Origin of the sequence: Pseudomonas sp. NPDC087029 (assembly GCF_044745345.1) — a bacterium.
In the GTDB taxonomy this organism is placed as follows: domain Bacteria; phylum Pseudomonadota; class Gammaproteobacteria; order Pseudomonadales; family Pseudomonadaceae; genus Aquipseudomonas; species Aquipseudomonas faucium.
This window is the reverse complement of record NZ_JBIVAB010000007.1, coordinates 1-20,143: the sequence shown is the minus strand read 5'-3', so window position 1 is coordinate 20,143 and position 20,143 is coordinate 1. Positions and strand designations below refer to the sequence as shown.

At 68.0% G+C, this 20,143-nt stretch carries 17 protein-coding genes; 10 read left to right on the top strand and 7 right to left on the bottom strand.

Going from position 1 to position 20,143, the window contains the following annotated elements; genetic code table 11:
* The first annotated feature begins 168 nt into the window (after positions 1–168).
* Together ACIPG5_RS13735 and ACIPG5_RS13730 are read left to right on the top strand one after the other, a co-directional pair.
* Positions 169–2,313 carry a methyl-accepting chemotaxis protein gene (locus ACIPG5_RS13735; protein WP_401375616.1) on the top strand — a complete coding sequence of 715 codons (2,145 nt, stop codon included), beginning with the start codon at positions 169–171 and terminating at the stop codon, positions 2,311–2,313.
* Positions 2,314–2,411: 98 nt separating this feature from the next.
* Entirely contained in the window at positions 2,412–3,428 is a 1,017-nt protein-coding gene (locus ACIPG5_RS13730; RefSeq protein ID WP_401375613.1) for an ABC transporter substrate-binding protein, read from the top strand.
* Between the two features lie 12 nt (positions 3,429–3,440).
* Here ACIPG5_RS13730 and ACIPG5_RS13725 read toward each other — a convergent pair whose 3' ends face one another.
* Positions 3,441–4,928, bottom strand: coding sequence for an aldehyde dehydrogenase family protein (locus tag ACIPG5_RS13725; RefSeq protein WP_401375611.1), 1,488 nt, complete (start codon positions 4,926–4,928; stop codon positions 3,441–3,443).
* Between the two features lie 201 nt (positions 4,929–5,129).
* Between ACIPG5_RS13725 and ACIPG5_RS13720 the strand changes: the two genes are divergently transcribed.
* The 8 genes from ACIPG5_RS13720 (at position 5,130) to sfnR (ending at position 11,784) form a co-directional block, all read left to right on the top strand.
* Positions 5,130–6,281: an amine dehydrogenase large subunit gene (locus tag ACIPG5_RS13720; RefSeq protein ID WP_176516919.1), complete on the top strand. Its 1,152-nt coding sequence runs from the start codon at positions 5,130–5,132 to the stop codon at positions 6,279–6,281.
* A gap of 15 nt (positions 6,282–6,296) precedes the next feature.
* Entirely contained in the window at positions 6,297–6,833 is a 537-nt protein-coding gene (locus tag ACIPG5_RS13715) for a MauE/DoxX family redox-associated membrane protein (RefSeq protein ID WP_236238267.1), read from the top strand.
* Between the two features lie 4 nt (positions 6,834–6,837).
* Positions 6,838–7,473 (top strand): methylamine dehydrogenase accessory protein MauD, encoded by a 636-nt coding sequence (gene mauD / locus ACIPG5_RS13710; protein ID WP_401375607.1) that lies wholly within the window; start codon positions 6,838–6,840, stop codon positions 7,471–7,473.
* Between the two features lie 14 nt (positions 7,474–7,487).
* Entirely contained in the window at positions 7,488–8,009 is a 522-nt protein-coding gene (locus ACIPG5_RS13705; RefSeq protein WP_016392015.1) for a methylamine dehydrogenase light chain, read from the top strand.
* A gap of 4 nt (positions 8,010–8,013) precedes the next feature.
* Positions 8,014–8,532, top strand: coding sequence for a cytochrome C (locus ACIPG5_RS13700; RefSeq protein WP_286915036.1), 519 nt, complete (start codon positions 8,014–8,016; stop codon positions 8,530–8,532).
* A 384-nt stretch (positions 8,533–8,916) separates the two neighbouring features.
* Entirely contained in the window at positions 8,917–9,477 is a 561-nt protein-coding gene (gene msuE / locus ACIPG5_RS13695; RefSeq protein ID WP_401375604.1) for an FMN reductase, read from the top strand.
* Between the two features lie 9 nt (positions 9,478–9,486).
* Positions 9,487–10,674, top strand: coding sequence for an acyl-CoA dehydrogenase family protein (locus tag ACIPG5_RS13690; RefSeq protein WP_401375601.1), 1,188 nt, complete (start codon positions 9,487–9,489; stop codon positions 10,672–10,674).
* 9 nt (positions 10,675–10,683) lie between these two features.
* Positions 10,684–11,784, top strand: a complete 1,101-nt coding sequence (gene sfnR / locus ACIPG5_RS13685; RefSeq protein WP_236238272.1) for a sigma54-dependent transcriptional activator SfnR — start codon at positions 10,684–10,686, stop codon at positions 11,782–11,784.
* Positions 11,785–11,922: 138 nt separating this feature from the next.
* Here sfnR and ACIPG5_RS13680 read toward each other — a convergent pair whose 3' ends face one another.
* The 6 genes from ACIPG5_RS13680 to ACIPG5_RS13655 form a co-directional block, all read right to left on the bottom strand.
* Complete coding sequence (locus ACIPG5_RS13680) at positions 11,923–13,305, bottom strand: MFS transporter (protein WP_401375598.1); 1,383 nt, start codon at positions 13,303–13,305, stop codon at positions 11,923–11,925.
* A complete protein-coding gene (locus ACIPG5_RS13675) occupies positions 13,302–14,513 on the bottom strand; it encodes an acyl-CoA dehydrogenase family protein (RefSeq protein WP_401375596.1) in 1,212 nt (403 codons plus the stop codon). Before ACIPG5_RS13675 ends, ACIPG5_RS13680 begins: the two co-directional genes overlap by 4 nt.
* 153 nt (positions 14,514–14,666) lie before the next feature.
* On the bottom strand, positions 14,667–16,379 hold the full coding sequence (locus ACIPG5_RS13670) for a dipeptide ABC transporter ATP-binding protein (RefSeq protein ID WP_401375593.1): 1,713 nt from the start codon (positions 16,377–16,379) through the stop codon (positions 14,667–14,669).
* Positions 16,376–17,239 carry an ABC transporter permease gene (locus ACIPG5_RS13665; protein ID WP_401375590.1) on the bottom strand — a complete coding sequence of 288 codons (864 nt, stop codon included), beginning with the start codon at positions 17,237–17,239 and terminating at the stop codon, positions 16,376–16,378. Before ACIPG5_RS13665 ends, ACIPG5_RS13670 begins: the two co-directional genes overlap by 4 nt.
* Positions 17,236–18,222: an ABC transporter permease gene (locus tag ACIPG5_RS13660; RefSeq protein WP_401375587.1), complete on the bottom strand. Its 987-nt coding sequence runs from the start codon at positions 18,220–18,222 to the stop codon at positions 17,236–17,238. The genes ACIPG5_RS13665 and ACIPG5_RS13660 overlap by 4 nt, the downstream gene beginning before the upstream one ends.
* Positions 18,219–19,853, bottom strand: a complete 1,635-nt coding sequence (locus ACIPG5_RS13655; RefSeq protein WP_401375585.1) for an ABC transporter substrate-binding protein — start codon at positions 19,851–19,853, stop codon at positions 18,219–18,221. Before ACIPG5_RS13655 ends, ACIPG5_RS13660 begins: the two co-directional genes overlap by 4 nt.
* Positions 19,854–20,143: the final 290 nt, after the last annotated feature.

Here is a 20,143-nt window from a genome sequence, read left to right as displayed (position 1 = left end):
GGCTGGCAACCATGGCCTATCAGGCATAGGCACGTTGCAACAAATGTAGGAGCGGATTCATCCGCGATGCGCCGCGCGGGCGGCGCTCGATCTCAAATCCCCTAAAAACCCCAAGCCAGGCCCCTAAAATCCCACCCAGCCCTTACTGCCAGAAAAGGGATCGCCCCAATGCCTTTGCGACAACTTTCCATCCAGTGGAAGATCACCCTGCTCGCCGGCCTGTGCCTGGCCAGCATCGTCACCCTGCTCGTCGGCCTTTCCCTCTACCGCATGGACCACAGCTCGGACCTGGTCAAGGCCAGCAGCATGCAGATGCTTGGCGAAGCGGCGCAGGCGCGCATCGAGTCGCAAGGTGAAGTGCAGGCCCTGAACATCCGTCGCCAGTTCATGGATGCCTACCAGTACGGCGCAGGCTTCGCCCGCCAGGTGCTGTTCCTGCGCGAGCAGGCCGACAAACGCTTCCTCGACGCCTTCGACCTGCGCGAGGACATGACCCGCCAGGTGCGCGCCGCGCTGCAGGCCAACCCCGACCTGCTCGGCCTGTCGCTGGTGTTCGAACCCAATGCCCTGGACAGCAAGGACAGCCTGTTCGCCGGCAAGCCCGAGCTTGGCAGCAACGAAACCGGCCGCTTCGCCCTGTACTGGTCGCAACCGCGCGCCGGCCAGCTCACCGCCATGGCGCTGCCCGAACACGACATGGCCAACACCGAGATCGGCCCCAGCGGCCAGCCCGCCAACACCTGGTGGGTGTGCCCGCGCAGCAGCGGCAAGGTCTGCGTGGTGGAGCCCTACTTCTATGACATCGACGGCCAGCGCGTGCTGATGACCGGCATCGTCTTCCCGCTGGCGGTGGACGGCAAGGTGATCGCCACCCTGTCCATCGACATCAACCTCAACAGCCTGCAGGCCCTGAGCCAGGACGCCAGCCGCAGCCTCTACCAGGGCCAGACCACGGTCGGCATCCTCAGCCCGGTAGGCCTGCTGGCCGGCTACAGCGCCGACGCCAGCAAGCTGGCCCAGCGCTTCGACCAGGTCGAACCGCGCAAGGGCGCGGACCTGGTGCGCGCTTTGGCCGACGGCAAGCTCACCGTTCACCATGACCAACAACGCCTGAAGGTGCTGGCCGCCTTCCAGCCGATCCCGGATGCCCAACCCTGGGGCGTGTTGCTGGATGTGCCGGAAAGCGCCCTGACCGGCCCTGCCGAAACCCTGAAAAAGGAGCTGGACGCGCTGAACACCAGCGGCACCCTGCTGGAGCTGGGCCTGGGCCTGGCGGCCGCGATCGCCGGCCTGCTGCTGGTGTGGCTGATGGCGCGCGGCGTGACGCGGCCGATCCTCGGCGTTGCCAGCATGCTCAAGGACATCGCCAGCGGCGAAGGCGACCTGACCCGCCGCCTGACCTACGACAAGCGCGACGAGCTGGGCGAGCTGGCCGGCTGGTTCAACCGCTTCCTGGACAAGCTGCAGCCGACCATCGCCGAGGTCAAACGCTCGGTGCAGGCGGCCCGCGGCACCGCCGACCAGAGCTCGGCAATCGCCAGCGAAACCAGCGCCGGCATGGAGCAGCAGTACCGCCAAGTCGACCAGGTGGCCACCGCCTCCCACGAAATGAGCGCCACCGCCCAGGACGTCGCCCGCAGCGCCGCCCAGGCCGCGCAGGCTGCCCGCGAGGCCGACCAGGCCACCCGCGAAGGCCTGACGGTGATCGACCACACCACCCAGCGCATCGACGCCCTGGCCGCCGACATGAGCCAGGCCATGGCCGAGGTCGAAGGCCTGGCGCACAACAGCGAGAAGATCGGCTCGGTGCTGGAGGTGATCCGCTCGATCGCCGAGCAGACCAACCTGCTGGCCCTCAACGCCGCCATCGAAGCGGCGCGTGCCGGCGAGGCCGGCCGTGGCTTTGCCGTGGTCGCCGATGAAGTGCGCAACCTGGCGCAACGTACCCAGGAGTCGGTGGAAGAAACCCGCCAGGTGATCGAGGCCCTGCAGGCCGGCACCCGGGAAGTGGTCGGCGCCATGGACAACAGCCACCGCCAGGCCCAGGGCGGCGTGCAGCAGGTTGGCCAGGCGGTCACGGCGCTGCAGCGCATCGGCCAGGCGGTCAGCGTGATCACCGACATGAACCTGCAGATTGCCTCGGCCGCCGAGGAGCAGAGCGCGGTGGCCGAGGAAATCAACAGCAACGTGGCGACCATCCGCGATGTCACCGAGTCGCTGTCGGGCCAGGCCAACGAATCGGCGCGGGTCAGCCAGTCGCTGAACAGCCTGGCCAACCAGCAACAGGCGCTGATGGACCAGTTCCGCGTCTAACCCCTCTAGCGCAGAAGCCGCTGCTGCCACCCCGGCAGGCGGCCTCGAGCCTTCGTCTACACTTGCCCGCACCTGGTATGACAACCCGTGAGGTGCAGATGAAGAAAATTCCAACGCTGCTGGCCGGCCTGCTGCTCACCGTGGGCCTGGCCAGCACCGACAGCGCCGCCTCGGCCGAGCAGCGCGCGCCGATCCACTTTGGCGCCATCAACTGGGAAAGCGGCGCGCTGACCACCGAGATACTGCGCCTGATCATCGAGCGTGGTTACGGCTACCCCACCGACACCCTGCCCGGCAGCACCGTGAGCATGGAAGTGGCGCTGGCACGCAATGACCTGCAGGTGGTTGCCGAAGAATGGGCCGGGCGCAGCCCCGCCTGGGTCAAGGCCGAAGCGGCCGGCCAGGTGTTCGCCCTGGGCGACACGGTGAAGAACGCCGAAGAAGGCTGGTGGGTACCGGCCTACGTGATCAAGGGCGATGCGGCGCGCGGCATCGCGCCGGCCGCCCCCGAGCTGCGCAGCGTCGAAGACCTCAAGCGCTACCCCGAGGTGTTCGCCGACCCCGAAGCCCCCGGCAAGGGCCGCTTCCTCAACAGCCCCAGCGGCTGGACCTCGGAAATCGTCAACACCCAGAAACTCAAGGCCTACGGGCTCGATGGCCTGTACAACAACTTTCGCAGCGGCACCGGCGCGGCGCTGGACGCCGAAGTCGACTCGTCCATCCGCCGCGGCAAACCCGTGCTGTTCTACTACTGGAGCCCCACTCCGCTGATCGGCCGCCACGACCTGGTGCGGCTGCAGGAGCCGCCGTTCAATGCCGACAACTGGGCCACCCTGCTCGACCCCAACAACCCCCACCCACAAGGCAGCCAGTCGTTGCCGGCGAAGCTGTCGATCGGCGTGTCCAAGGCGTTTCGCGAGGGTCACCCGGAGCTGGTGGCGGTGTTCGAGAAGGTCGACTTGCCGATCGGCCTGCTGAACAAGACCCTGGCGCAAATGAGCGAAAAACGCCTGGCACCGGAAAAGGCCGCGCAAGCGTTCATGCGCGAGCACCCCGAGGTGTGGAAGCCCTGGTTGCCGGCCGACATCGCCGCCAAGGTGGCCAGCAACCTGTGACCGCGCGGGCCTTCAGTAGCGGATCATCACCGACTTCAACTCGGTGTAGTCGTCGATGAACGCGCTGCCGAACTCGCGCCCCACCCCGGACGCCTTGCTGCCGCCAAACGGCACCGCCGGGTCGAGGAAGGTGTGCATGTTGATCCACACCGTGCCGGCCTCGATCTGCGGGATCAGCCGCAGCGCCTTGGACAGGTCGTTGGTCCACAAACTGGCAGTGAGGCCGTAAGGGCTGTCGTTCATCAACGCCACCAGCTGCGCCTCGTCATCGAACGGCAGCACGCAGACGATCGGGCCGAAGGTTTCCTCATGCAGCAGCGGGTCGTGGGCGTCGTTGGCCAGCACCACCGTCGGTTCGACGAAGTAACCCGGCCGGTCGAGCGCCTTGGCGCCGCACACCACGGTGTTGTTGGCCCGGGCACGCTCGAAGAAGCCGAGAATCTTCTGCAGGTGCGCGGCGTTGGCCAGGGGGCCGAACTGGGCTTCGGGGTCCAGCGCCGAGCCGATCTTCAACTGCCCCAGCGCCGCGCCCAGCTTGCGGGTGACTTCATCGACCTTGCTGCGGTGCACGTACAAGCGCTCGGGCGATGCGCACACCTGGCCCTGGTGCACATAGGCGGTCTGCACGATGCCGGCCACCGCAGCGTCAACATCCACATCGGCCAGCAAGGCGGCTGCGTTCTTGCCGCCCAGCTCCAGGGTGGCGCGGGTCAGGTTGGCCGCCATCGCCGCCTTGCCCACGGCAATGCCGGTGGGCACTGAGCCGGTGAAGGCGACCTTGGCCACGCTCGGGTGCTCGATCAGCCGCTGGCCCACGGCGCCGCGGCCGTTGACCACGTTCAAGGCGCCGGCCGGCACCCCGGCTTCGATCGCCAGCTCAGCGATGCGCAGCAGCGTCAGCGGCGTGAACTCGCTGGGCTTGATCACGATGGTGCAGCCGGTGACCAGCGCCGAGGCGATCTTCCAGATGCCGATCATCACCGAGAAATTCCACGGCACGATGCCGGCCACCACACCCACCGGCTCGCGCAGGGTGAAGGCGGTGTAGCGCTCGCCGGCGAACGAGGGGATCGACGGGGTCATGGTCTGCCCGGTGATCTTGCTCGCCCAGCCAGCGAAGTAGCGCAGGAAGACTACACTCTGAGCGATTTCCAAGCCCCGCGAGAGGTTGATCGACTTGCCCGAGCAAAGGGTTTCGAGCTGTGCCAGCTCTTCGCCATGGGCCTCGATCAGGTCGGCCAGGCGGTTGAGCACCACCCCCTTCTGATACGGCGACACCTCGGCCCAGGCGCCCTTGAAAGCCTGCCGGGCGCTGGCCACGGCACGCGCCACTTCGGCTTCGCTGGCCTCGGCGACCCGGCTGATGACCGCCGCGCTGGAGGGGTCATGCACCTCGATCGATGGCCCCGCCTCGCCCGCCAGGTACTGGCCCTCGATGAAGTGGCCATGGGGCCTGGCGAGGAATTCGACCACGGCAGGTAACAGCTGGATATCGCTCATGACATGACTCCTGGGTTGGCAGCGCAAAAAGTGTGCAGGCCGATCTTCCGGTGCCCGGCCACTTGCCTGCCAGCCCTGCCCGGCGTTTTGTCAGGGAGCCACAAGAGAATGTCACGCTGGCCAAAGCAGCGCCTCGAGGCAGGCGGCACACTGCGATGACTGCGATTTCTGCATAACCCATAACAACATCGGAGATAGCCAATGCGTCGCGTCGACAGGCTCAGCATCTCGGCGGCCCTGGCCTTGGCCCTGGCCGCGAGCACCAGCGCGGTGCGGGCCGAGCTGCCCGCCGAAGAGATCGGTAGCAACACCCTGCCGTTCCCCCCGGACCCTCACCGCGTCTACATCCTCGATGTGGACTTCAAGAACCCCATCGCCGGCAAGGTGGTGGTGGTCGACCCCAAGGCCAAGCGCATGCTGGGCATGACCACCAACGCCTTCGTCGCCCCCACCGCGCTCAGCCCCGACAACCGCACCCTGTACTCGGCCAACCTGTTCTATTCGCGTGGCACCTACGGCGAGCGCACCGACGTGCTGGTGGCCTGGGACACCCAGACCCTGCGCCCGCAATGGGAAGTGGTGCTGCCGGCCAAGCGCGCCAGCACCCTGACCGAGAAGTACGCCATGGGCATCAGCGCCGACAGCAAGCTGGCCTATGTCTTCAACCTCACCCCGTCGACCTCGGTGACCGTGGTCGACACCCAGGCGCGCAAGGTCGCCAGCGAAGTGGCCATCAGCGGCTGCGTGCTCAACTACCCGGTGGGCAAGCGCAGCTTCGCCTCGCTGTGCGGTGACGGCCAGCTGCTGCTGGTGACCCTGGACGACCAGGGCCAGGAAGTGTCGCGCACGCAAACCCCATTCTTCGACCCGAACAAGGTGCGCCTGAACGAACGCGCCATCGCCAGCGGCGACACCTACTACTTCACCACCACCCGTGGCGAGGTGTACCCGGTGAGCTTCGAAGGCGGCAAGACCAAGCCGCTGCCGACCTGGTCGCTGGTCACTGACCAGGAGCGCAGCCAAGGCTGGGCGCCCGGCGGCTGGCAGGCGCTGGCCGTGGCCCCGGGCCTGAACCGCCTGTATGCGCTGATGCACGACCAGCACAGCGACGGCAAATGGGAAGACCCGAGCACCACCATCTGGTCGTTCGACCTCAAGACCGGCAAGAAACTCGCCACCCTGGAGTCGCCAAAACCGGTGTGGAGCCTGCAGGCCAGCCACGACAAGGCGCCAATCCTGGTGGCCACCGACCTGGAAGGCGGCGTGCAGTTCTTCGACCTGGCCAGCAACCAGCACAGCGGCGCGATGGACCAGGTTGCCGCCACTCCCGTGCTCACCCTGGCCCCTTGGTAAACAGGAGAACCGACCATGCTCGACCCTGTCCTGGTGATTGCCGCCAGTACCGCACTGGCCGCCCTGCTGGCCAGCGCGGCCAGCCACAAGTTGCGTGACTGGCGCGCCTTCAACGCCATCGTGCGCGCCTACCAGGTGCTGCCCAATGCGCTGGTGCCCGGCGCCACGGCCAGCCTGGCGCTGGCCGAACTGGCCCTGGCGCTGGCCTTGCTGCTGCCCGCCACGCGCAGCCTGGCGGCGCTTGGCGTGGTGCTGCTGATGGCGCTTTACGCCAGCGCCATCGGCCTCAACCTGTGGCGCGGGCGCCGCGACATCGACTGTGGCTGCTCCGGCCCCGGCGCCGCGCAACCGCTGCGCCCGGTGCTGCTGCTGCGCAACCTGGCGATTGCCCTGCTCGCGGGCCTTGCGGCCTGGCCCATGGCCGACCGCGCCCTGGGCGCGCTGGATATCTTCGTGGTGATCGCGGCCGGTGCCGTGGCGCTGCTGATTCATGTAGCGGTGGATGGCCTGTTGGCCAACCAGCCGCGTCTTGCCAAATTGACTGGGAGATAACCCCATGCAACTGCTCATCGCATCGAACATCCTGCTCTGGCTGCTGCTGATCGCCGTGGCCTTCACGGTCATGGCCCTGGTGCGCCAGATTGGCGTGCTGCACGGGCGCATCGCCCCGGCAGGCGCCTTGATGGTGGACAAGGGCGTCACCGTCAACGACCCGGCCCCACAAGTGACCGCCGCCGACCGCCACGGCCGCCCGGTGAACATCGGCTACCGCACCGAGCGCTCGCAGCTGCTGTTCTTCCTCGCCCCCGGCTGCCCGGTGTGCAAGTCGCTGCTGCCGGCGGTGAAGTCGATCGCCAGGGACAACAGCGGCGAGCTGGACGTGATCTACGTCAGCGACGGCGATTTCGCCGAGCAGCAGGCGCTGATCGAGGCCAACGGCCTGCAGCAGGCCACTTATGTGGTCGGCCCCCAAATCGGCATGACCTACCAGATCGGCAAGCTGCCTTATGCCGTGCTCATCGACCCGGCCGGCACCTTGCGCGCCAAGGGCCTGGTCAACTCCCGCGAACACCTCGACAGCCTGTTCGAAACCGTGCACCTGGGCAGCGCCAGCCTGCAGCACTACCTGCACGGCGAGCACCAGCACGACCACGGCCATGACCACGCCCACCCCCACAGCGCGCAGCACTGATCGCGGAGCACACCATGAGTTTTCTCGACAAACTGTTTGAACGCTCCAGCCGCCACGTCGCCGACACCACCTCGCGGCGCAAGGTGCTGGCCCGCCTCGGCTCGCTGATCGTGGCCGGCGCCGCGCTGCCGGTGCTGCTGCCGATCGACCGCACCGCCAAGGCACTGGCCGCCGATGAGCCGAAGATGGGCGACCCGGGCGACCCGACCAGCTGCGACTACTGGCGCAACTGCTCGATCGACGGCTTCCTCTGCTCGTGCTGCGGCGGCTCGATCACCTCGTGCCCACCGGGCACCGACGCCTCGCTGGTGACCTGGATCGGCACCTGCCGCAACCCGGCCGATGGCAAGAACTACATCATTTCGTACAACGACTGCTGCGGTAAACACGCCTGCGGCCAGTGCGCCTGCTCGCGCAACGACGACGAACAGCCGCTGTACCGGCCGTTCAACAACAACGACATCAACTGGTGCCTGGGGGCCGAGTCGAAGATCTACAACTGCACCGTCACCATCATCCGCGGCGTGGCGGTGTAGCGCCATGAAGGGTGTGACGGCGCTCCTGCTGCTGTGCCTGCTGGCGCCGCTGGCCCAGGCCAGGACCTTGCCCAACCCCAACCAGCGCCCGGCGCCGGGCAACGAGGTGCCCCCGGTACCGATCGCCCAGGCCGGGTACTCGACGCCGGTGAACTACCAGCTGCAGTGCGCCGGTTGCCACCGCGACCATGGCGAGGGCTCGGCGGCCAACGACACACCGCGCATGCAGGGCTTTGTCGGCAACTTCCTGCGCGTGCCCGGGGGCCGGGAGTTTCTGGTGCGGGTGCCGGGGATCTCCCAGTCGGCGCTCAACGATCAGCAGATTGCCGATTTGCTCAACTGGCTGCTGGCCGAGGGTGGCATGGCGGGCGCCAGCACCCCCGAGCAATGGCAGCCTTACAGCGGTGAGGAAGTGCAGCGGGTGCGCCATACCAGCATGCTCAACCTGCCCCACGTGCGGGCCGGGTTGATCGAAGCGATGCAGGCCAAGGGGATCGTCATCGGCGACGGGCTTGGCCACTGAATCACGCAAGCGTTGTGCCTTCAGCCCGCTCGGTCAGCGGGCTTTTTTTTTGCCTGCACCGGCCCTTCGCGGATAAATCCGCTCCTACACAAGACCGTAGGAGCGGATTTATCCGCGAAGGGCCAGAAATCAAATAAAGATCTAAGAATATGAATTCTTATTCTTTTTTATTTGCTCTGAACTCCTCTATAACTTTCCCAACTGTACAGCCGCCAACACCCGGCCAACTGTCTGCAGCGCAACACCGAATCAACAACCAACGCCCACAAGGCAACACCGGTCGCCGCCACCAATGGCACGCAACCTGTTGATTCATAACAAAATTCAAACCCGGCACGACGATTGCTCAAGCAAAGTCCCGCTTATAACAACCGGAGACCTGCCATGAGCGCCCCCCTCAACGTCGTTGCCCTGTCCGGCGGCACCACCCGCCCTTCGCGTACCCTGTCCCTGACCGAGGCCATCCTCGCCGAACTCGGCCAGCACCTGCACATCAAGCCGCACCTGATCGAGCTGGGCGACATCGCCCGCCCCCTGGGCGCCGCCCTGTGGCGCAGCGAACTGCCCGAGCAGGTGGAGCAGCAGCTGCGCCTGGTGGAAAAGGCCGACCTGCTGGTGGTCGCCTCGCCGGTCTACCGCGGCAGCTTCCCCGGCCACTTCAAGCACCTGTTCGACCTGATCGGCCAGGACGCCCTGGTCGATACCCCGGTGCTGCTGGCCGCCACCGGCGGCAGCGAACGCCATGCGCTGGTGCTCGACCACCAGCTGCGCCCGCTGTTCAGCTTCCTGCAGGCCCTGACCCTGCCGATCGGCGTGTACGCAAGCCAGGCGGAGCTGGCCGACTACCAGGTGTCCAGTGACGCCCTCAACGCCCGTATCCGCCTCGCCGCCGAGCGCGCCGTGCCGCTGTTCGGCGCCCACCATGCGCTGCGCAAGAGCGCCTGAGGAGCGGCCATGAATGCACCGGTAACCCCCGCCCAGCGCCCCGCCCTGGTGATTGCCCGCGAACTGGCCGGGCAGTTCGCCCAGAGCGCCGTCGAGCGTGACGAGCGCGGCGGCACGCCCAAGGCCGAGCGCGATGCGCTGCGCGCCAGCGGCCTGCTGTCGCTGGCCATCCCCCAGGCCTTCGGCGGCCAGGGCGCCAGCTGGCAGCAAACCTTCGAGGTGGTGCGCGAGTTCGCCCGCGTCGACAGCTCCCTGGCCCACGTGTTCGGCTTTCATCACCTGATGCTGGCCACCGTGCGCCTGTTTTCGCGCCCCGAACAGTGGCAGCCGTGGTTCGAACAGACCGCGCGCAAGCACTGGTTCTGGGGCAACGCACTCAACCCGCTGGACACCCGCACGGTGGTCAAGCACTTCGATGGCTGGTGCGAGTTCTCCGGCAAGAAGAGCTTCTGCTCCGGCGCCAGCGACTCGGAAATGCTGATTGCCTCGGCCGTGGACGAACGCGCCGGCGGCAAGCTGCTGATCGCCGCGATCCCCACAGCCCGCACCGGCATCACCCTGCACAACGACTGGAACAACATCGGCCAGCGCCAGACCGACAGTGGCAGCGCCACCTTCGAGCGGGTGCGGGTCGAGCTGGGCGAACTGCTGCTCGACCCCGGCCCGCTGAGCACGCCATTCGCCGCCCTGCGGCCACTGATCGCCCAGCTGCATTTCGCCAACCTGTTCCTCGGCATCGCCGAGGGCGCCTTCGACGAGGCGCGCCACTACACCCTCAAGGAAAGCCGGCCGTGGTTCCGTTCAGGCGCCACCAGCAGCGCCGACGACCTCTACGTGCTGCGCCATTACGGCGAGTTCTGGGTGGGCCTGGAAAGCATGCGCCTGCTGATCGAACGGGCTGCCGCGCAACTGGACCGGGCCTGGGCCAAGGAACATGCGCTCAGCGCCGAAGAGCGCGGCGACCTGGCCCTGGCCATCGGCACCGCCAAGGTCGCGGCCACGCGCCACGGCCTGGACATCTGCAACCGCCTGTTCGAAGTCACCGGCGCCCGCGCCACCCATGCTTCGCTGCGCTTCGACCGCCATTGGCGCAACCTGAGAACGCAAACCCTGCACGACCCCGTGGACTACCGCATCCACGAGCTCGGCGAGTGGGCCCTCAGCGGCAAGCGCCCTGCCCCATCCTTCTATTCCTAAGGATCGCCCATGCAACTGCTGACCCTCCCCCCGTCCCCGCAACTGGCTACCTCGATCAGGGCGACCGCACAGGTCTTCGAAGACCCTAAATCGCAGGCGCTGCTCGCCCACCTGCAACAGGTCGCCCCCAGCGAGGCCAGCGTCCTGATCATCGGCGAAACCGGCACGGGCAAGGAGCTGGTCGCACGCCACATCCACAACCTCAGCGGCCGGCGCAACGGCCCGTTCGTGGCGGTCAACTGCGGCGCGTTCTCCGAGTCGCTGGTGGAGGCCGAGCTGTTCGGCCATGAAAAAGGCGCCTTCACCGGCGCCCTGGCGGCCAAGGCCGGCTGGTTCGAGGAAGCCAACGGCGGCACGCTGTTTCTCGACGAGATCGGTGACCTGCCGCTGCCGATCCAGGTCAAGCTGCTGCGCGTGCTGCAGGAGCGCGAGGTGGTGCGCCTCGGCTCGCGCAAGAGCATCCCGATCAATGTGCGGGTGCTGGCGGCGACCAACGTGCAGTTGGAGAAGGCCATCAATGCCGGGCATTTTCGCGAAGACCTGTACTACCGGCTGAACGTGGTGACCCTGCAGCTGCACCCGCTGCGCGACCGGCCGGGCGATATCCTGCCGCTGGCCCGGCACTTCATCCGCAGCTACAGCGAGCGGCTGAACTACGGCCCGGTGGAGCTGAGCCCCAAGGCCCAGGCCAAGCTGGTCGAGTACAGCTGGCCGGGCAACATTCGCGAGCTGGAGAACGTGATCCACCACAGCCTGCTGACCTGCGGCGACGGCTTGGTGCAGGCGCAGGATCTGCGCTTGTCCAACCTGCGCCTGGAGCGCCAGGAGGAAGAGCCGACGAGCAATGGCGTGGACGACCTGCTGTTGCAGGCGTTCAGCCGGTTGTACGAGGAGCAGCCGGGGGATTTGTACGAGAAGGTCGAGAATGCGTTGCTGCGTTCGGCGTATCACTTCTGCCATTACAACCAGGTGCATACCGCGCAGTTGCTCGGGCTTTCGCGCAACGTCACCCGCACCCGGCTGATTGCGATTGGCGAGTTGGTGGTGAACAAGCGGCGGGTGCAGGAAGAGCAGGTGCTCGATGCTCGGGTGGTGCGGTTGTCGATCTGAGGTTTGCAGCGTCTGCATCGGCCTCTTCGCGGGCTTGCCCCGCGAAGAGGCCGCAAGCATTTTTAACTGACCCGAACTCAAGTTCGCCCTGCGTCGGGACATCAGTCAGAACCGTTTGCGCCAGCCCCGCGGATACCATCAGCTCGCCAACCGGCGGAACACCCCCGCCGACAACCCGCACAGCGCAGCGCACACCAGCATCACCGTGGCGATGTCCGCCACCGACGTTTCGCTGCGCCCCTCCAGCCCGGCCAGTACACCCAGCAGCACGCCAGCCAGGCTGACCGACAAGGCCATGGTCAACTGCACCGACATCGCCGACAACGAACTGGCCGCCGCCGAGCGCTCGCCCGGCACATCCTGATAGCTGGCCGCACCCAGGGTGGAAAACTGCAGCGAGCGCACCAGCCCCGCCGCGAACAGCACCAACGCCATCAGCCACACCGCCGTGTCCCGATCGAAAGCGGCGCACAACGCGATGCCCGCGCCACTGAGTACGGCATTGGCGCTCAGTACCCGCCGGTAGCCATAGCGGCGCACCAGCGGCACGGCCAGCAACTTCATCAGCAACGCACCGACACCACCGCTGACCACCAGCCAACCGGCCGCCAGCGGGCTCATGCCCAGGCAGTTCTGCAACAGCAGCACGATCAGAAAGGGCTGCGCCGCCGAGCCCAGGCGAAACAGCCCGCCCCCCGCCTGGGCCACGCCGAAGCTGCGCAGGCGCAGCAACGACAAGTCGACCAAGGGGTTGGGGTGCTGGCGCGCATGCAGCAAGTAGCCCAAGGCACACAGCACGCCACCGCCGACCAGCGCCAGCGCCCAGGCCTTGGGCAACTGGCCAAGCCCCAGCGACTCCAGGCCGAACACCAGCATGGCCAACGCCCCGCCGCTGAGCAGCAGCCCGCGTACGTCCAGGCGCGGCACCGGGCGTGCCGGGTAGTCCGGCACATGGCGCACGATCAGCCAGCAGCCGACCAGGCAGATCGGCAGGTTGACCAGAAAAATCCAGTGCCACGACAGCACCGTCACCAGCAAACCGCCCAGCAGCGGCCCGAGCAGCGGCCCCACCAGCGCCGGCAAGGCCAGCCAGGACATGGCCTGCAGCAACTGCTCGCGGCTCGACCAACGCAGGATGATCACCTGCCCCACCGGCGTCATCAGCGCCCCGGCCGCGCCCTGCAGCATGCGCCCCAGGCACAGCTGCCACAGCGTGTCGGCCAGCGCGCAGGCCAGCGAGGCAGCGGTGAACAGGCCCATCGCCACAAGCATCACCTGGCGCGGGCGAAAGCGCTCGGCGGCCCAGCCGCTGACCGGCACGCACAGCGCCAGGGCCAGCATGTACAGCGACACCACCAGGTTCATGCGCAGGCCCGGCTCGCCAAAGTCGGCGGCCATCTGCGGCAAGGCGGTCATCACCGCCGTGCTGTCGAGCAGCTCCATGAACAGCGCGGCGCCGATGATCACCGGCACCCTGGGGCTTTGCAGATGGCCGGCGAGCAACGCCGGCTGGGCGGTCAAAACAGCCCCGACACAGGCGGCTGGGTGCCCTTGAGCTGCCAGGCGCCGACCACCGCCGCCTTCCACTGGCGCGGGTTGTGGTTGGCCACGGTGCGGGCGTTGCGCCAGTGGCGGTCGAGGTTGTGCTGGCGCCCGGTGGTGGACGCGCCGCCCACGTCGAACAGCGTCTCGGCCGCCTTGAGCGCCAGCTCCGCAACCAGGTACTGGGCTTGCGCCACCTCGATGGCGGCCTGCTCCACGGCCGCCTCGTCCAGGTTCGCCGCCCAGGCCTTGTCGATGCTCGCGGCAGCCTTGAGCACCAGGGCTTGCGCGCCGTAGGCACGGGCAGCGATATCGCCCACCGACAGCTCCACGTAAGGGTCGTCCACCGAGCGGCTGGCGCTGCTGTGCTTGATCGGCCGGGCGTGTTCGCGGGCAAAGCGCACGGCGTCGTTCAGCGCGTTGCGGGCAATGCCGGCCAGCACCGTGCCGAGGAACAGCTGCAGGAAGGGCGTGACGAGGGTGCGCTTGCCCTCCTCCACGGTGCGCGTGCGAATGTCGCCGGCCTCGACCCGCACATTGCGCAGGTGCGTGGTGCCGCTGGCGGTCAGGCGCTGGCCCATGGCGTCGAAGTCGTCGACCAGCTCCAGGCCTTCGCGGTCGCGCGGCAGGATGAACGACACCGGCTGCTCGTGCTCGTCCAGGGCCACGGCGCTGACGTAGTCGGCGAACAGCGCGCCGGTGCTGTAGAACTTGCTGCCGTTGGCGCGAAAGTGCTCGCCCTCGCGCACCAGGCGCGCGGCGATCGCGCCGTTGGCGCCGCCCAGTTCCCAGCCGGCGTTGCCGATCACCGCGCCGTCCAGGTAGCGGGCGAACCAGCGCTCGCGTTCCTGCTCGGCGCCTTCGGCCCTGGACACCAGCAGGCCTTCGACGAAGGCGAAACCGGGGCGCAGGGCCTGGGCGACGTTGGAGTCGACTGACGCGACGTGCAGCAGCAGGTCGATCACGTCCGCGACGCTGCCACCGGGGCCGCCGTACTGGGTGGGGATGCGCACGGTGTAGAGGCCGGCGGCGGCGAGCTGGGCGATGGCCTGGTGGGGGAGCTGGCGGTCACGTTCGCGCTGGGCGGCGCCTTCGCCGATGGCGGGGAGCAGGGGCAGGATGCGGGCTTTGAGCGCTGCGATGCTGGTGGCGGGGGGTTGGCTGGGGAAGCGTTGGAAAGTGGTCATGGGTCAGTCCTTTTGGGGTTGTATTCACTATTGCTGGGGCTGCTGCGCAGCCCTTTCGCGACACAAGGCCGCTCCTACAGACAACCGCGTTGCCCCTTGTAGGAGCGGCCTTGTGTCGCGAAAGGGGCGCAAAGCGCCCCCAGCAACTTCAAGCTAGATGGCGATCTTCCAGAGCCGCGATTCGTCAAACAGGTCAAACGCCTCGTGCGCCAAATCCAGCGGCGGCACCACCAGTTCGGCGCCGCTGCCAGGCAAGCGCGGCACCGCACCGAGCAACCGCTGGGTGTACTCATGCGCCGGCCGCTCGAACAACTGCTCCACCGGCGCCTGCTCCACCACCTGGCCATGGCGCATCACCAGCACGTCGTCACTGACATGGCGAATCACCCCCAGGTCATGGGAAATGAACAGGTAGGCCAGGCCCAGCTCCTCCTGCAGGTCAGCCAGCAGGTCGAGCACCTGCGCCTGCACCGACACATCCAGCGCCGACACCGGTTCATCGCAGATGATCAGCTTCGGCTCGCTGGCAATCGCCCGGGCGATCGCCACCCGCTGGCGCTGCCCGCCGGAAAGCTGCAACGGCCGGCGCTGGCCCAGCTCGGCCGGCAGGCGCACCTGGCCGAGCAGCACGGCAATGCGCGCAGGCCTTGCCGCTGCCTCGATACCAGCCACCTGCAAAGCGTCGTCGAGGATCTGCGCCACGCTCCAGCGCGGGTCGAACGAGCCCAGCGGGTCCTGGTAGATCACGCTGATCTCGCGGCGCAGCGGCCTGCGCGCGGCCTCGCTCACGGCGTTGGCCGGGCGGTTCCAGGGTTGGCCGCGGTACAGCACTTCGCCCTGGTCGGGCTGCAGCAGGCCCAGGGCGATGCGCGCCACGGTGGTCTTGCCCGAGCCAGACTCGCCGACGATGCCCAGGGTGCGCCCGGCACGCAGGGTGAAGTCGACGCCCTGCACCACCTGGCGCAACAGCCCGTCCGGGCCGAGGTAGCGCTTGCCCAGGCCACGGCCTTCGAGCAGCACGTCGCTCTTGAACGCTGGCCTCGGCTCACGCCTTGCCCCCGCACGTTCCGGCGACAGCCGGCTGCCACGCGGATGCTCGGCCGGCACCGCCGCCAGCAGCGCCTGGGTGTAGGGGTGGCGGGGCTGGCGCAGCACCTGCTGCATCGGCCCCTGCTCCACCACTTCGCCATGGCGCAGCACCACCACCTCGTCGGCCAGCTGCGCGACCACCGCCAGGTCATGGCTGATGATCAGCAACGAGGCGCCACGGGCCTTGATCTGCTGGAACACTTCGAGAATCTGCGCCTGCACCGTGGCATCCAGCGCCGTGGTGGGTTCATCGGCGATCACCAGCGCAGGGTCCAGCGCCAGGGCACTGGCAATCAACGCCCGCTGCCGCAGGCCACCGGACAGTTGCCCCGGGCGCTGGCGCGCACGCAGCTCGACATCCGGCACGCCGACCCGCGCCAGCAATTCGTGCACCCGCGCGGCGCGAGCGTGGCGGTCGCCATATCGATGGGCCTGCAGCACTTCGAGAATTTCCTTGCCCACCGGCCGCAGCGGGTCCAGCGACACCAGCGCATCCTGCAGCACGAAGCCGATGTCCTTGCCGCGTACCGCACGCCATTGGCGTTCGCTCAGGCCAAGCAGGTCGTGGCCGTCGAAGCGGAGCCTGCGTGCACTGACCTGCGCCCGCGCACCGGCCAGGCCGACCAGGCTGCGGGCGCTGACGCTCTTGCCAGAACCCGACTCGCCAACCAATGCCACGCAGCGCCCCGGTGCCAGCACCAAGGACAAGTCACGCACCACGCTGCGGCCCTCGAAGGCCACGTTCAGCCCCTCGACGATCAAGGTCTTGTCACTCATGGCAGGCGGCCCTCCAGGCGGTGTTGGATGTAGCGGCCAGCCACGGTGGTGGCCAGGGTGGTGAGGACGATGAACAGGCCGGGGAAGAAGGTCAGCCACCAGGCATTGGCGATGAAGTCGCGGCCCATCGACAGCATGGTCCCCCACTCCGGCGCCGGCGGCCGCGCGCCAAGGCCCAGGAAGCTCAGCGCCGAGGCCCAGACGATGGCCTGGCCCACGCCCATGGTCAGCGTCACCAGCAGCGGCCGCATGGCGTTGGGCAGCAGCTGGCGCAGGACGATGCGCGAGGTTGGGTGGCCCAGCGCCCGCGCCGCTTCGATGTAGCCGGCGTTGCGCACCGCCAGCACCTGGCCACGCACCATGCGCGCATACCCCGGCGCACCGCCCAACCCGGTGGCGACGATCAGCGGGCCGACGCCGCTGCCGAACACCGCCACGAACAACAGCGCCAGCACCAGGCTGGGGAAGGCGAACAGCACTTCCAGCAACCAGCCCACGGCGCGGTCCAGGCGGGCGCCGCCCAGGCCGCCGAGCAGGCCGAGGGTGATGGCGATGGCCATTGAAATGGCCGTGGCCGCCACGCCGATCAGCAGGCTTTGCCGGGCGCCATGGATGATCCGCGCAAAGATGTCGCGGCCCGATTGGTCGGTGCCCAGCCAATGCGCCCAGCTTGGCGGCTGGAAGGCTTCGCGCGGGACGATGGCCAGCGGGTCGATGGCGGTGAACAGCCCCGGCGCCAGCGCCGCCAGCAGCAGCGCGAAGAGGAACAGGATGGCCAGGCTGGCGCTCAACGGTGGCAGCCTCAGCTGCCGTTGCCGGCGTTGCGGCGCCAACGCGCGGTCAAGGATCAGGTCAGTCATGCGGCGGCCTCCTGTTGCCGAGGGTCGATCCACTGGTACAGCAGGTCGACCAGAATGTTCGCCAGCACGTAGCCGGCGGCGACCACCAGGCTGATGCCGATCACCAGCGGCAGGTCCTGGGCCTGCACGGCCTGGTACAGCTGCCGGCCCACGCCCTTGCGCGAGAAGATCACCTCGCACACCACCGCGCCGCTGATCAGCGCGCCGATCGCCCAGCCCGACAGCGACACGCCGGGCAGCAAGGCATGGCGCAGGGCATGGCGAAAGCGCACGGCCAGGTCGCTCAGGCCACGGGTGCGGGCCGTGAGCACGAAGGGTTGCTCAAGAGTCAGTTCCAGCGATTCGCGGGTGACCTGGGCGATGAACCCGGCCAGCGGAATCGCCAGCGAAAAGGCCGGCAGCACCAGGCTGGCGAAGCTGTCGCTGCCCGCCGGCGGGAACCAGCGCAGGCCGAAGGCGAACACCGCCAGCAGCACCACGCCGAGCCAGAAATGCGGCAAGGCCGCGCTGAGGGTTTCGGCCAGCGACGCCAGGCCACCGACCCACTTGCCGCGCCCGGCGGTGACCACGGTCAGCAGCAGCACCAGCAACCAGGCCAGCACCAGCGCCGCGATCGTCAGCTGCAGGGTTGCCCCACCCTGCTCGGCGAGCACGCGGGTGACAGGCAAGTGCTGCGAGTAGGACACGCCGAGATCGCCCTGCAACAGGCGCCAGAGATAGAGCAGGTATTGCACGGCCAGCGGCTTGTCCAGGCCGTATTCCTGGCGTGCGGCCTCGATCGCCTCGGGCGTGGGGTTGCCGCTGGGGCCGCCGAGAATCGCCAGCACCGGGTCGCCCGGCATCAGGCGCAGGGCGAAAAAGGTCAGGGTCGCCACCGCCCACAGCACCAGCACGCCACCGCCCAGGCGGATGGCAGCGCGCCGGCCCAGGGCGGCCAGGCGTTCACGGCGTGGGTCGGTGACCGCAAGTGTCGTCGTGCTCATTTGTTCACCCATGCGTCATAGAGGTAGGTCACCGCCAGCGAAGGCTCCAGGCGCACGCCGTGGGCGGTCTTGTAGATGCCCAGGCGCGTGCTTTGCGGGTAGGTGGTGAGTTGCAGGTACTGCGCGGCGGCCTGTTGCTGGGCCTGCAAGTAGCGCTGGCGGCGCAGGTCCGGGTCCTGGGTGGCCAGGGCGCTGTCGAGCAGCGCATCGAACGCGGGGTCGGCGTAGCCGGAGGAATTCTGGTGATAGCCGCCGACCCCGGCCGGCTGCACGAAGGCGGTGGTGAAGATGATGCGCAGCACGTCGGGGGTATTGGTGTTCCAGTAGCCGATGCGGATGTCGTAGTCCCAGGCGGCCTGGCGTGCGGTGACCTGGGCATCGCTCATCTGGTCGAGCACCAGTTCCAGGCCGGCCTGGCGCGTGGTGGCCTGCACCTGCTCCCAGAGGGTCAGCTCCGACGGCGCGGTGCGCGCGCCGATCAGCACCACGGCGCGCAGGCGCTGGCCATGTTTGGTCCGGTAGCCTTGGCTGTCGCGCTCGGTCCAGCCGGCGTCGTCGAGCAGCTTGGCGGCGCGGGCCGGGTCGTAGTCCTGGCTGTGCTCGAAGCCGCCGCTGTAGAACGGCGTGGCCACGCTGAGCGGCCCGCCGGCGCGGGGGAACTCACCGAAGTAAACGCTCTTGAGCGCGCCCTCGACATCGGCGCTGCGCACGAACGCCTCGCGCACGCGGATATCGTCGAACGGCGCGCGGCGCAGGTTGAAGGTGCCATTGGTGGGGTTGCCCGGGCGCTGGGCGATGATCAGGTCGACATCCGGGTTGCGCCGCGCCGCCTCGTGCGACTCGGGCGGCAGCGTCTCGATCACGTCCACCTCCCCCGCCTGCAGCGAGGCGAAGCGCACCGACGGCTCCTGGATGAACTTCCAGACGATGCGCTCAAGGTAAGCCGGCCCTTGGTGCTGCGCGGTGGGCGGCGCCCAGTTGTAGTCTGGGTTGCGCACCAGCTCCACCTGGTTCTGCCGGTCCCAGCGCAGCACCTTGAACGGCCCGCTGCCCACCGGGCTTTCACAGTTTTCGTCGCGGCTGCGGGTGAGCGCGGTGGGCGACTGGATGCCGAGAAAACCCTGGGCCAGCACTTCGAGGAAGGCGGCGTAGGGCGTGGCCAGGGTCACCCGGGCGGTGTAGTTGTCCAGCACCTCGGTGCCGCGGTATTGGCGGATGTAGCCACCGGCGGTGCTGGACTGGGTCTTGGGGTTGGCCATGTGGTCGAGGTTGGCCTTCACCGCCTCGGCGTTGAACGGCGTGCCATCGGTGAAGTGCACGTCGCGGCGCAGGTGGAAGGTGTAGTGCAGGCCATCGGCCGAAACCTCCCAGCTTGTCGCCAGCCACGGGCCGATCTGGCCGTGGCTGTCCATCGACACCAGCGAGTCGAGGTATTGCTGGGCGACGAACACCTGAGGCATGTCGCCGGCCACGTGCGGGTCCAGGCAGGTGGGCTCGCGGTCGGTGGCGTAGACCAGCGTGCCGCCGCTGATGGGCTGGGTGCTTTGCGCGGTGTGTTGCTCGGGTTTTTCGCAGCCGAGCAAGGCCAGTGCGGTGCAGAGCGGGATCAGGGGGAGGATGGGTTTGTTCAAGGGCGCTCCTGCGGGGACTGGGCTTTGCAAGGCCTGTTGCAGGAGTTGTGCCGGGTTCAATGGCTTGATTTTGTTGGGGTTTGGCGGGTGAGTGGTGCTGGTGCCAGGGCAAAGTGTGTGGTGGGTGTTGGTGGGGCGACACCGAGCGGTTGAGCAAGGAGGTGCAGGCCGAGCGATTTGTGGCGCCCATGAGACCGAGCGCCGCCCGCGCGGCGCATCGCGGATAAATCCGCTCCCACATTTGTTGCAACGTGCCACGGTCTGTCAGGCCATGGTTGTCCGCCTTTGGC

Bases quoted from the DNA above. Each gene is read 5' to 3' on its own strand.
- ACIPG5_RS13735 (WP_401375616.1), top strand. From the start codon at position 169: ATGCCTTTGCGACAACTTTCCATCCAGTGGAAGATCACCCTGCTCGCC.
- ACIPG5_RS13720 (WP_176516919.1), top strand. From the start codon at position 5,130: ATGCGTCGCGTCGACAGGCTCAGCATCTCGGCGGCCCTGGCCTTGGCC.
- ACIPG5_RS13725 (WP_401375611.1), bottom strand. From the start codon at position 4,928: ATGAGCGATATCCAGCTGTTACCTGCCGTGGTCGAATTCCTCGCCAGG.
- mauD (WP_401375607.1), top strand. From the start codon at position 6,838: ATGCAACTGCTCATCGCATCGAACATCCTGCTCTGGCTGCTGCTGATC.
- ACIPG5_RS13715 (WP_236238267.1), top strand. From the start codon at position 6,297: ATGCTCGACCCTGTCCTGGTGATTGCCGCCAGTACCGCACTGGCCGCC.
- ACIPG5_RS13675 (WP_401375596.1), bottom strand. From the start codon at position 14,513: ATGACCACTTTCCAACGCTTCCCCAGCCAACCCCCCGCCACCAGCATC.
- ACIPG5_RS13665 (WP_401375590.1), bottom strand. From the start codon at position 17,239: ATGACTGACCTGATCCTTGACCGCGCGTTGGCGCCGCAACGCCGGCAA.
- sfnR (WP_236238272.1), top strand. From the start codon at position 10,684: ATGCAACTGCTGACCCTCCCCCCGTCCCCGCAACTGGCTACCTCGATC.
- ACIPG5_RS13670 (WP_401375593.1), bottom strand. From the start codon at position 16,379: ATGAGTGACAAGACCTTGATCGTCGAGGGGCTGAACGTGGCCTTCGAG.
- ACIPG5_RS13700 (WP_286915036.1), top strand. From the start codon at position 8,014: ATGAAGGGTGTGACGGCGCTCCTGCTGCTGTGCCTGCTGGCGCCGCTG.
- ACIPG5_RS13690 (WP_401375601.1), top strand. From the start codon at position 9,487: ATGAATGCACCGGTAACCCCCGCCCAGCGCCCCGCCCTGGTGATTGCC.
- ACIPG5_RS13730 (WP_401375613.1), top strand. From the start codon at position 2,412: ATGAAGAAAATTCCAACGCTGCTGGCCGGCCTGCTGCTCACCGTGGGC.
- msuE (WP_401375604.1), top strand. From the start codon at position 8,917: ATGAGCGCCCCCCTCAACGTCGTTGCCCTGTCCGGCGGCACCACCCGC.
- ACIPG5_RS13705 (WP_016392015.1), top strand. From the start codon at position 7,488: ATGAGTTTTCTCGACAAACTGTTTGAACGCTCCAGCCGCCACGTCGCC.
- ACIPG5_RS13660 (WP_401375587.1), bottom strand. From the start codon at position 18,222: ATGAGCACGACGACACTTGCGGTCACCGACCCACGCCGTGAACGCCTG.